This is a genomic window from Pedobacter terrae (assembly GCF_036946585.1).
GTDB classification, from domain to species: domain Bacteria; phylum Bacteroidota; class Bacteroidia; order Sphingobacteriales; family Sphingobacteriaceae; genus Pedobacter; species Pedobacter terrae_C.
On sequence record NZ_JAQIIV010000020.1, the window covers coordinates 55,984 to 68,446 of the forward strand.

Genomic DNA, 12,463 nt, shown 5'->3' on the forward strand with positions numbered 1-12,463 from the left:
CGGTATAAATAAGGTTTTCGTTAGCCCTACAATTTTCTTATTATTTGGGCGTGCCCCAAGCTGCGCAAAGGTCGGGCTATACACTTCAAGTCCTCGCCGTTGTTCCTCATGGCTGTGGGCTTTCCGTTGCTATCCCTCACGCAGCAAAGCGCCGATAATCGTCAGGCTTTAAGCTATAGATGAATATCACATGGAGACTGCAGTTATTTAATCGGGTCCTCGTTTCGGCCTGAGGGGATACAGGCCGAGGCCCTGGTAATTAATATCGACGTAAATAGTAAGTAATGACCAATCCACCTAAACCCGATCAAAGCGGGATGCTACCGATTTTTCATCGGGAGCAGAAGCGGGAGCGGGACTGCTGTAACCCAAATGCTTCTGCATCTGCTTTCCAAATAAATAAGAATCCTCAAATTCCAGCAAAATGAATAAAAATTCGGAATTATGCATCACAAAAAAGCGTCCTGATTTTTTACATCAGGACGCCTAAATATTCTAAGAGTTGTCAACTTCCATACTAGCAGTATATTGAAGTTGACAAATCAAGTTTAGCTTATAAAGAAGCCAAAGAATTATTTAATGTTTCGCTTGGACGCATGGCTTTGCTGGCCAACTCATCATTAGGGTTATAGTAACCACCAATGTTTTGAGGTTTGCCCTGTGCACCGATCAGTTCTTCGTTAATTTTTGCCTCATTTTCCAATAAGGTCTTAGCCAGTGGTGCAAATCTAGCCTGTAAATCAGTATCCTTATTTTGTGTTGCCAAAGCTTCAGCCCAATATAAAGCTAAGTAAAAGTGAGAACCACGGTTATCGATAGTACCTAACTTTCTGCCTGGCGATTTATCAGTTGCCAAAAATTTAGCATTAGCCTCATCTAAAGCATCAGCCAATACCTGGGCTTTTGCATTGTTCTGGGTTTGTGATAAATGCTCTAATGAAGCTTGGAGTGCCAAAAACTCACCTAGCGAATCCCAACGCAAATAACCTTCCTCTATAAACTGCTCAATGTGTTTTGGAGCAGAACCACCTGCACCGGTTTCGAACAACCCACCACCATTCATTAAAGGCACAATCGATAACATTTTAGCAGATGTACCTAATTCCAAAATCGGGAATAAATCGGTCAAATAATCACGCAAAACATTACCAGTAACCGAAATGGTATCTAAACCTTTGCGGATTCGCTCCAAAGTAAATTTAGTGGCTTCAATCGGAGCCAGAATGCGGATATCTAAACCTGTAGTATCGTGATCTTTTAAATAAGTATTTACTTTGGCAATAATCTCTCTGTCGTGTGCCCTTTGTTCATCCAACCAGAAAACTGCGGGCGTTTCTGATAAACGCGCCCTGTTTACGGCTAATTTCACCCAATCCTGAATCGGTGCATCCTTGGTTTGGCACATGCGGAAGATATCGCCTTTTTCTACTTTCTGATCGAAAAATATCTTGCCATCGGCATCAGTAACGCGGATGGTTCCTGAACCTGTAGCCTGGAAAGTTTTATCATGTGAACCATATTCTTCAGCTTTCTGCGCCATTAAACCAACATTTGGTACCGAACCAATTGTTGTTACATCGAAAGCACCATTTGCTTTACAATCGTCAATGGTTGCAGTATAAACGCCGGCATAACAACGATCTGGAATTAAAGCAATGGTATCCTGAAGTTTACCTGCTGCATTCCACATTTGCCCTGACGTACGGATCATAGCCGGCATAGAAGCATCAACAATTACATCACTTGGCACGTGCAAGTTGGTAATTCCTTTATCAGAGTTAACCATAGCCAAAGCCGGACCATTTTCAATGGCTTGTGCTAACGCAGCTTCAACCTCAGCTTGTTTAGGGTTGCCTGCAATTTTTGCATAAACATCACCTAAACCATTACGGGTATCGATATTTAATTCTTTGAAAAGATCAGCATATTTAGCAAAAACATCTGCAAAATAAACCTCAACAATGGCTCCGAAAATAATCGGGTCAGACACTTTCATCATGGTAGCCTTTAAGTGTGCAGATAGTAACACACCTGCAGCTTTGGCTTCAGCAATTTCCTTAGCTACAAAAGTTTTCAAAGCAGATAAGCTCAACGCAGAACTATCAATAACCTCTCCTGCCTTTAGTGGCGATAAACCTTTTAATTCGGTTACCGTACCGTCTGTAGCTACGAATTCTATTTTAAATTGACTTGCTTCAGCAACAGTGGTCGATTTTTCCGAACCGTAAAAATCACCTCCTGTCATACTGGCCACTTTGGTCTTCGAATCTGCCGACCATTTACCCATTGAATGCGGGTTTTGCTTAGCATAGTTTTTAACCGCTTTAGGTGCCCTACGATCAGAGTTACCTTCACGTAAAACCGGGTTTACAGCAGAACCTAAAACTTTGGCATATTTAGCTTTTATTGCTTTTTCTTCATCGCTCTGTGCATTATCAGGATAATTTGGAATAGCAAAGCCCTGCGCCTGAAGTTCAGTAATTGCACCTACCAATTGTGGGATAGAAGCAGAAATATTTGGTAATTTGATGATATTTGCCTCTGGAGTGGTAGCTAAAGTACCAAGTTCTGCCAGCGCATCACCAATTTTTTGATCGTCGTTTAAATACTCCGGAAAGTTGGCCAAAATTCTTCCTGCTAAAGAAATATCTCTGGTTTCTACATCAATACCCGCTGATGCGGTAAAAGCTTGTACAATAGGTAACAGTGAGTAGGTTGCCAACATTGGCGCCTCATCGGTTTTGGTGTAGATAATTTTTGATGTATTTGACATGTTATATTGATTTTGCTTATTACTTTTAATTATTCAATCGGTTTATGGCTCAAACCGATCTTTTTAAAATCGCCTAAAGATAAAATAATCGAATGAATTAAGGAACACAGTAATGTTATTTATGGTTTGGATGTGCAGTTATTTACAGACGACCAGTAAACTATTAATGGATGATTTTGGTTTTGGAGCGCCATGTCATTTTCTATTTTTAAAGGTTGTCCTGCTCTTCGCTTTATCCCGATGAAATATCGGGGATGCCGCTCCGATCAGGGCTATAAAATTTAGGTTTGTGCAATGGGAAAACTGACCTATTAGCAGAAAAACGACCAATCAAAACCTGATCGAACTGATGCCATTTTTCATGTCAGGAGGTAGAGCAGGAAGAAAATAACTTACGGAACGGTGAAATTGCTTTCCTATGAATAAGAAACTATTACAGCGTAATGTTGGCAAAGACGCATAGACAAAACATTAAAAGTTGTTGTTTTTAGAAGCGCAGGGTCATTCGCATTTTTTAAAGTTCGTCCTGCTCTTCGCTTTATCCCGATGAAATATCGGGGATGCCACTACGATCAGGGCTATAAAATCTAGGTTTGTGCAATGGGAAAACTGACCTATTAACAGAAAAACGACCAATCTAAACCTGATCGAACGGATGCTATTTTTCATGGCAGAAGATAGAGCAGGAAGAAAATAACCGATGGAAGTCTGAAATTGCTTTCCTAAAAAAGACCATAAAAAGACATTTTTATCGTTCTGATTCACTGCAACATTCCCAATAATTTTAGATCAGGCAAATTCTTTGGCTAAACTTTTGTGACTACAATCGCACATCACTATCTACTTTAAATATTTTAATTGAAATGAGCGAAATAACCTTAGATCAACTATTAAATTCCCGAAAATTTGACGAAGCCAAAAGCTTAATGCAAAACGGCGAAAAACTCTCCAAAAACCTGCAGGATTATCAGAAATCATCAATTTTCGACAATCTTATCAAAGATAAACAGTACGAAATCCTGAATATATTGGTTAAAGACAAAACAATCGAAACTGACATTTATGAATTCGATAATTTTGACAAAAGTATTTTCCAGGGTATTGTTCGCAATCTCGGCAATGAAGCGGATGATATCAGCTTCTTCAGCGAATTTATTGTTCACTTCGATAACCTGAACGATGAAGTAAATGCCCAAACCTTATTGGGTTATCTTTTTGAAAACGGCGTTAGTTTAGATGTCATTAAAGCCTGTATCGATGCCGGATGTACCGCCAATTTTAAAAACAATGCAGAAGAAAACTATATCCATCAGGTAGTAAAAAGCAATTTGCGCAGGTATAACCTGAATGATGAACAAACCACTGATTTAATAAAGGGATATATCGATATTCTGCTTAATGAAGGTGTTGATATCAATGAAGGCAACATTATACAGGAAACCTCTTTGATTATCGCTGTAAAGTTTAATAAGAAAAATTTAATTGCACACTTACTTGAAAATGGTGCAGATCCGAACTACACTGACCGAGATGGTAATTCAGCTTTCTTTTATGCAGTGGCGCATGCTCAAAGTGAAAGTATGTATGATACCCTGCGCAATTTTGATTCTCCTGCATTTGATCAGGTTAACAAAAAAGGTGAAACATTACTATTTGAATACGCCCGTATGATGTCTGACAGTGAAAGCAGCATCAACTTCCTTAAAAAACTGCTTAATGATGGTGCCGATTTATATCAGCCAAGTATCTGGTACGGTAAAGAAAAGACGCCGTTAGACGTAATTGCTGAAAACAAGGCCGGTATTTTGGAGGCCGTATTAGAAAGCGGACAGGTAGACATTAACAGAACTGATAACCAGGGAAATACTTTATTGCACAAAGTTTGCGCATACAATGTAAATTATGAAGCTGAAAAAGCAAAAGAAACTTACCGAAAAGTAAAACTCCTGATCGAAAATGGTGCGAATACCTCGCTCACAAACGATAAGGATCAGACAGCCTTAATGCTAGCTTCGGATGATAACCTGAAAATAAAAACTGTTGAACTGCTCATGAAACAATCTTAATATGTCAATGTCATTTATTATCGCCTGCGAAAGTGGCAAACGGAAAATTGCCGAACTCTTATTGTCCAATAATGAAGTAGAAGTACGCTATACGGACGAAAAAGGCCGTACTGCACTACATTATGCTGCACATCATGGGTATTTGGATCTCGTAAAAATTTTAATTGAACGAGGCGCAGATTTAGATTACGAAGACCATCATGGCGAAACACCTTTTTATTTTGCCTGCTTGCAAAAACAAAAACAAACTGCACTTTATTTATTGGACAAAGGTGCAAGAATTGATATTAAAGACCTAAAAGGCAATAGTTTATTACATTTAACTGCTCAAAACGGACAGATTGAAGTTTTGGAAAAATTGCTGGATAAGGGTTTAGATGTTGACAGTGAAAATAACGAGGCAGAAACGCCTTTACTTATTGCATCAGCGTGGAGAAACAAAGAAGTAGTTCAAAAATTACTTGATTTTGGCGCCAATATCAACACCACCAATAAAAATGGAGACTCACCGCTAATTTTTGCAGTTAAATCTAAAAATATGCCAATGGTATCGTTTATTCTCGAAAACGGAGGCCATATCAACCACATTAACCATGATGGTGAATCGGCATTATTGCTTGCCTGTTACGATGCTAACCGAATGCTAACCAAAACATTGGTAGAAAATGGTGCTGACGTTTTTGTATCTTCCAAAAATGGCTTATCCCCAATCTGGTATGCCTGTGCCAATAACCAAAAAGAAATTGTCGATTTATTTTTGGCCAATGGCGTGGATGTAAATTATGCCAAACCACTTTCTGGTAATGACGATTCCATGTATTCATATCTGGAGTGGGTAGAAACGGCTAACAATATTTCCATTTCGGCCAGTTTTTCTCTTGATAATAACTACAATTACGGCGGCGAAAGCATGCTGCATGTCGCCGCTAAGAGCGGGCATTTAAGTATGTTAAAGCTGCTGTTAGAAAAAGGCGCTAACGTGAATATTCAGGATGAAAGCGGAAATACAGCTTTACATTATGCGGCTGCAAATGGTAAAAAAGATGCCGTTAAATTTTTGCTCGAAAAATCTGCCGATCCCTCCATCGTAAATGTAAAAGAGCAAAAGGCAATAGATTATTCAAATATCAAAGGTTTTAATGAAATTACCGAACTCTTATTGAAATATGGCCCCGCTGCTAATTCAAAAGTTCAGGATAGTAATGTAACATCAACAGAAACTAATGTTGAAGTTCCAAAAAACAATATGGCCACCAAAAAACAGGCCTTGTTGGATTTAAAAGAGTTATTAGATGCCGGAATTTTATCGCAGGAAGAGTTTGATGGGGAGAAAGCGAAAATTTTAAAAGGTTGAGTCAGACCGTCCTTTCGAGAAAAGTAAAGGATTTGGGAATGACAGATCGCAAAGAGCCATTATTTCCGGTGAAAATCCCTGGTGCCGTCATTTCGGAGCGAAGTGCAACGTAGCCGAGAAATCTATGAAGACAGATCTCTCCCCGCCTTTACGGGCAGGCCTGTCCGCACAGGTGGGCACTCCCACTGCGATACGGTCGATACGAAATTTTGTATTGAAAAATATTGTCGGATAAATTTTTAGTTCTAAATTTATTCGACAATATAATGCTCATACAAATGAAACGTATCTCTAAAATCAAACTACAGGCATTTATTCCTCTCCTTCTTTTAACCTTGGTATACGCCTGTTCACCCAAATTGTATGTTGACGAAAATAAACGCTATCAGGCGGGTACATTATCAGAGGCACAGATTGATTCGCTGCATGCTTTTTTAAAACAAAATGAAAGGCTTGCCTTAAAAGACACCATCATTATCAAATACGATTTCAATAAAGATGTTTGTTGGAACGACCTAAGCTACCAAAATGCAGAATTCCTAAACAATGTAAGGTGGGCTTTTCAAAAGAATATTCAGGAAAAAGCCGAAGCCAGACCAAAAGTTGCCATTTACCAATACCGGGAGGAAGGAGAGAGTTTCAGCCCTATTAAATCGAAGGGTTTAGAAATAGAAACGGATTCTGGTTTTCTTAGAAAATTATTATTTAGAGAGGTGACTACCTGCGGAACCTCAGCCATAATTCTTCCCAACGGGAAATTTCTACTGGTAAAATCAGATCCACAATTTTCTGCGTTGATATTAAATGCAAAAGAAATCGAAATAAAGTTACAGGAAAATTTGGTTAGATAAAACTCAGACGCCTTTGAAATATTAGAAAAAGATACTTCGACAAGCTAACATTGGCAGCATCAATAAGTGCGGTCGTCATCCGATAGCTATCCTATCTCGCGCATGCGGGAACCACGAAGTGCTCAGCGAAGCTAATCTTAGGACTTGTGCACTAAGATCATTCATCAGTATCTTTTATTTAGAGGCATTCAGAGCACTGCTTGGTTAGCTTCCGATAGCTATAACAATCAGTTATTTTAAGAACCCATTTATCATCACATTGAAGATTTGTATATCTGTTTTCAAGTAAGGTACTTTGACTGGCTTTCCTTTCTTATGCGAGCGTCGTGGCAATTATGCCTTTGGTAAAAACATCTCTTCCTTTTTGATGTTATATTTTTTAGATAAAACCTAAATCAAAACCGGTTAACATGAAAAACAAGATTTTTTACGCATCAGTGCTTTCTACTGCTTTTCTATTTGGATGCCAATCCAATTCTAAGTCGCAAAAACAAGGAGAAGATACCACCATAACAACCAAAGCCGGAGCAATAGACTTACCTGCTCCTGATACCAATGCAGCTAAAAACAAATTCAGCAAGGTAATTGGCTGGCCAGATGGAAAAACACCTGTTGCACCAGAAGGCTTTGTGGTTACCAAATTTGCAGCCAACATTAAAAGTCCACGCAATACTTATATCACACCAAATGGAGATGTATTGGTAGTACTTTCCAACTCGGAAAGAAGTACCGCTGAAGCTGTGGCCAATACAGTAACAGGCAAAGCAAAATCTGAAGTACCAGGAAAAAGTGCCAATACCATTCTTCTATACCGTGATGAAAACAAAGATGGTAAACCCGAATTGGTTACTACCTTTTTAAATGGACTGAACCAACCTTTCGGCATGTTGATTATTGGCAATTCCTTTTATGTAGCCAATACAGATGGCATCTGGCAGTACCCATATAAACCTGGAGATACCAAAATAACCGCGACAGGCAAAAAGATCCTGAGTCTTCCCGCAGGTGGCTATAACAATCACTGGACAAGAAATCTCATTGCCAATGCCGATCAAAGTAAGATTTATATAACGGTTGGATCAGGCAGTAATGTCGGCGAAAATGGAATGGAAAACGAGGTAAGAAGAGCCAATATTTTAGAAATCAATCCCGATGGCAGTGGTGAAAAAATTTACGCCAGTGGTTTGCGAAATCCTGTTGGCATAGATTGGGCACCATCAACCAATGTGTTGTGGACAGCTGTTAACGAACGTGATGGATTAGGCGACGATCTTGTTCCGGACTACATCACCAGTGTTAAACAGGGTGCGTTTTATGGTTGGCCATATTCATACTATGGTCAGAACGAAGATCCCCGCTTGAGAGGACAAAACCCCGAAATGGTTAAAAAAGCCATAGCACCTGATGTTGCAGTTGGCGCACATACCGCATCTTTAGGGCTGGCTTTCTATAAAGGCAAAAAGTTTCCGCAAAAATACCAGGGAGGTGCGTTTATTGGCCAACATGGCTCGTGGAACCGTTCGGCTATTTCTGGTTACAAAGTGGCTTTCGTACCTTTTAAAGATGGAAAACCAAGTGGAAAAATCGAAGATTTTTTAACAGGTTTTATTGCCGACCAGGAAAAAGCAGAGGTTTATGGTCGTCCGGTTGGCGTTACCCTAACACCTGATGGTGCTTTACTGGTGGCAGACGATGTTAGTGGCGTAATCTGGAAAGTAGCGGCGAAATAATTTAAATTAGCCACAGATTAACAGAATATGTAATTTTATTCGCTAATCTGTGGCTCAAATTAACTTTTACATTTTGAAATCGAACTTTACCTTACTGTTTATCCTGCTTGCTTCTGCGGCTTTTGCTCAAACCATCAAACCCGATTCGATTAAAAAACTAGAAGAAGTTACCGTAAAAGGTTATTATAATAACCAAACTTTATTAAGATCGGTATCAGCTGTAAACTTGATAGATAGCAGCCTGATAAAAAATCAACCCAACAGCTCGTTAGTGAGTATGTTAAATACGTTACCAGGAGTAAGAATGGAGGAACGCTCGCCAGGCAGTTACCGCTTATCACTTCGCGGCAGTTTACTTCGATCTCCTTTCGGCATACGAAACGTTAAAATTTACATTGATGATTTTCCTCTAACTGACGCCGGAGGAAATACTTATTTGAATGCCTTAGATGTTTCTGCAGTAGGTACGATGGAAATTTACAAGGGTCCGGAAGCTAATATCTTTGGCGCAAATACAGGTGGTGCAATTTTGATCAATCCTCCTCTCGTGAACCAAAATGAAATTATTTTTTCAGCTACAGGTGGTTCTTATGGCCTCTTCCATCAAACTGCATCAATCAAACAGCAATACAAAAATTACCGCTTCAGTTTTAGCGAAGGATATCAGAGAAGTGATGGTTATCGGGAAAACAGTGCAATGGATAGAAAATATTTTCAAACGTTGCAGCAATGGGACTATAGCAATGCCGGAAGCTTAAAGGCTTTTGCATTTTATAGCGATTTAAAGTACCAAACACCAGGTGGATTAACAGCTTCGCAGCTAGATCAAAATCCCAGACTGGCACGTCCCGCAACTGCAACATTGCCTGGAGCCATTTCGCAGCAAGCTGCTATCTACAACAAAACCATTTTTGGAGGAATATCCAATTCTTATCAAATCAGCAAACATTTGAAACATGTAATAGCTTTATTTACAACCTATACCGACTTTAAAAATCCTTTTATCACCAATTACGAGCAACGTTATGAAAATACACTTGGATTAAGAACCTTTCTGGATTATGCACAGGATAAAGAAAACGTAAAGTATAATGCTCAGATCGGATTGGAAAGTTCAGGCACCAAAAGCCAGATTAAAAATTTTAATAACAACGGTGGTGAGGCTACTGCAATGCAGGCTTCAGACCGATTGAAGGCGGGGCAGGATTTTGCCTATTTGAGGTTTAACCTAGATGTCAACAGTCGATTGCTGATCGAACTTGCCTCAAGTTTAAATTTCTACAGATACCATTACGAGAGTTATTTTCCGAATGTTATAGCCTCTAAACAAAGAAAATTCGACACCCAGTTTATGCCAAAGGCGGCAGTATCTTATCTGATCACTTCTGATTTTTCAGCCAGGGCCTCGGTCAGTAAAGGCTATTCGCCGCCAACCATTGCTGAAGTCAGGGCATCAGACAATAATATTAATAATGATCTGCAGGCCGAGCTTGGCTGGAATTATGAATTGGGTTTACGTTATAAAACCAAAAACAATCGCTTTTATACCAGTGCCAACCTATTCAATTACCATTTGAAAGATGCTATTGTTAGAAGATTAAATCAAAATGACACCGAATACTTTACCAATGCCGGCGGGACCAGCCAACAAGGAATTGAATTGGAAACTACCATTTGGATCATCAAGAATAACCCATCCTTTTTAACAGGTTTACAATGGAAGACGAATTATACTTATAGCCATTTTAGATTTGAAAATTTTTCAAGTGGCATGGGCATGTTTGACGGCAACAAACTTACGGGAGTTCCAGAAAATGTTTTAATCAATAGTTTAGAATTGAACTTTCCGAAAGCATTCTATCTTTTCGTACAACATAACTATACTTCTTCAATCCCTTTAAATGATGCCAATACCGTTTTTGCGAATAGATATCATTTGGTTGAAAGCAAACTAGGTGTCAGAAATTTAAACATCAACAAAATCCGTTTAGCGCTTTTTGCAGGCGTAAACAATCTACTCAATGTACAATACAGTTTAGGCAACGACTTAAATGCTGCAAATGGAAGATATTTTAACTCCGCCGCAGGCATTAATTTTTATACAGGCCTTTCTGTCCAATTGTAATTATTAAATCGCATCATGTAAATGGTCTATCTACATGATACGATTTTGTTGTAAGCTAAAAGATTTCTTTCTTCTCTTTTTCCTTAATTACGATATCACCAACAACTATTTCTACCGCATAGCGCTTTTTACCGTCTGCCCCATCATAGCTATTGGTTTGTAACCTGCCTTCAATGGTTAAAGCTGTACCCTTTTTTACCTGAGCTTCTGCGAGCTCGGCTTTTGCATTCCAAAAAATTAAATTAAACCATTGTACCCTCTTTACTTCATCTCCTGACGAATTTCTATAATTTTCATTTATAGCAAGATTAACTTTTGCTAATTTTTGACTTCCGAAATTTTTAACTTCTGCATCTGCTCCTGCAAATCCACTCAATACTACTTTGTTAACTGCACTTTCCATAATTTTTAAATTTTAAGTTTCTAAATGTTTAACGAACAGTCATCACCTAGACAACCGACAGGACAAAATTGCAAACAGCTTCAAAAATTATTCGGATGGTAAACATTTATATCCGTTTATAAACGTTTATACACGGATAATGTACTCTTGAAGCATTGTTATGATACTTAATTTTTTATTCAGCATTTTATTTTATAAATTAGATTATCATCCCATAATAAAAAAAGCCAATTATTATGGAACGTTTATGTTTAGACTGCGGAAGCCCGATAAGAGGTCGGGCTGATAAAAAATACTGCGATGATTCTTGCCGCAGCAATTACAACAATCGCTTGAATATCGAGGATAATCTGATGATTAAGAAGGTAAATAATATACTCAAAAAAAATCGGGCCATTCTTGCTGCGCTAAATCCAACCGGTAAAACAAAGGTTATCGTTAAAAAGCTGGTTTCGGCAGGCTTTAATTTTGAATTTCATACTTCCAGCTACAAAACCCAAAACGGTAACACCTATATTTTCTGTTATGAATATGGCTATCTAATCCTAAATCAAGATGACTACCTCTTGGTAAAAAGAGAAGAAAGTTTGGGTTAAGTTCGTTTGAAATACTTTAATTTTCAGTAAGGATTGAAGAGACAAAGGACAAGTGGTTGGATTTTTTTATTCAAGCAGAGATGATTAGTTTTATCCATTGATGATAAATTATAACAACAAAATTTTTAAACCTGTAAGCAATACAGAAAATGGCGAAACATCAAATGAAACCATTTTTAGATATAAACAAACAGGAAATATACTAACTGCAGAATATGAGGGTGGAAAAATTATTTCTGGTCACTTGATTGGCTTGGTAGATCACGATGGAAACATCGAAATGCGCTATCATCAAATAAACCAACAAGGTGAACTAATGACCGGGATGTGTAGCTCAAAGCCAGAACTATTGCCTAATGGCAAAATCAGGCTTCATGAAACCTGGGAATGGACGTCCGGAGATCAATCAAAAGGGCAATCTATTATCGAAGAACAATAAATCATCTTTTCCATTTAATATGAGAGTATCGGCCTTTCAAGAGTAGAGGAATTAATTGGTGGTGGAATAAAATAAATCAGGGTATAAAATGCGGTTAAATTTAGCAAGTTTCGGGTAGTTTGCCTT

The 12,463-nt window shown here is 38.5% G+C and carries 9 protein-coding genes; 7 read left to right on the forward strand and 2 right to left on the reverse strand.

Annotated elements, in window-relative coordinates; genetic code table 11:
- Positions 1–553: 553 nt before the first annotated feature.
- Positions 554–2,773: an NADP-dependent isocitrate dehydrogenase gene (locus tag PGN18_RS19650; protein ID WP_335321277.1), complete on the reverse strand. Its 2,220-nt coding sequence runs from the start codon at positions 2,771–2,773 to the stop codon at positions 554–556.
- 863 nt (positions 2,774–3,636) lie between these two features.
- Here PGN18_RS19650 and PGN18_RS19655 point away from each other — a divergent pair.
- From PGN18_RS19655 to PGN18_RS19675, 5 genes are all read left to right on the forward strand, one after another.
- Positions 3,637–4,839, forward strand: coding sequence for an ankyrin repeat domain-containing protein (locus PGN18_RS19655; protein ID WP_335321278.1), 1,203 nt, complete (start codon positions 3,637–3,639; stop codon positions 4,837–4,839).
- Positions 4,840–4,846: 7 nt separating this feature from the next.
- Positions 4,847–6,193 (forward strand): ankyrin repeat domain-containing protein, encoded by a 1,347-nt coding sequence (locus PGN18_RS19660; protein ID WP_335321279.1) that lies wholly within the window; start codon positions 4,847–4,849, stop codon positions 6,191–6,193.
- 278 nt (positions 6,194–6,471) lie between these two features.
- On the forward strand, positions 6,472–7,044 hold the full coding sequence (locus PGN18_RS19665) for a hypothetical protein (protein ID WP_335321280.1): 573 nt from the start codon (positions 6,472–6,474) through the stop codon (positions 7,042–7,044).
- A gap of 410 nt (positions 7,045–7,454) precedes the next feature.
- Positions 7,455–8,774 carry a PQQ-dependent sugar dehydrogenase gene (locus PGN18_RS19670; RefSeq protein ID WP_335321281.1) on the forward strand — a complete coding sequence of 440 codons (1,320 nt, stop codon included), beginning with the start codon at positions 7,455–7,457 and terminating at the stop codon, positions 8,772–8,774.
- 73 nt (positions 8,775–8,847) lie between these two features.
- On the forward strand, positions 8,848–10,899 hold the full coding sequence (locus PGN18_RS19675) for a TonB-dependent receptor (protein WP_335321282.1): 2,052 nt from the start codon (positions 8,848–8,850) through the stop codon (positions 10,897–10,899).
- A 55-nt stretch (positions 10,900–10,954) separates the two neighbouring features.
- On the opposite strand, the gene PGN18_RS19680 is transcribed toward PGN18_RS19675, so the two are convergent.
- Positions 10,955–11,302 carry a single-stranded DNA-binding protein gene (locus PGN18_RS19680; RefSeq protein ID WP_335321283.1) on the reverse strand — a complete coding sequence of 116 codons (348 nt, stop codon included), beginning with the start codon at positions 11,300–11,302 and terminating at the stop codon, positions 10,955–10,957.
- A 236-nt stretch (positions 11,303–11,538) separates the two neighbouring features.
- Here PGN18_RS19680 and PGN18_RS19685 point away from each other — a divergent pair, with 236 nt between their 5' ends.
- Both PGN18_RS19685 and PGN18_RS19690 read left to right on the forward strand, forming a co-directional pair.
- Positions 11,539–11,898, forward strand: coding sequence for a hypothetical protein (locus PGN18_RS19685; protein WP_335321284.1), 360 nt, complete (start codon positions 11,539–11,541; stop codon positions 11,896–11,898).
- Positions 11,899–11,998: 100 nt separating this feature from the next.
- A complete protein-coding gene (locus PGN18_RS19690) occupies positions 11,999–12,337 on the forward strand; it encodes a n-acetylglutamate synthase (RefSeq protein ID WP_335321285.1) in 339 nt (112 codons plus the stop codon).
- The last annotated feature ends 126 nt before the right edge of the window (positions 12,338–12,463 follow it).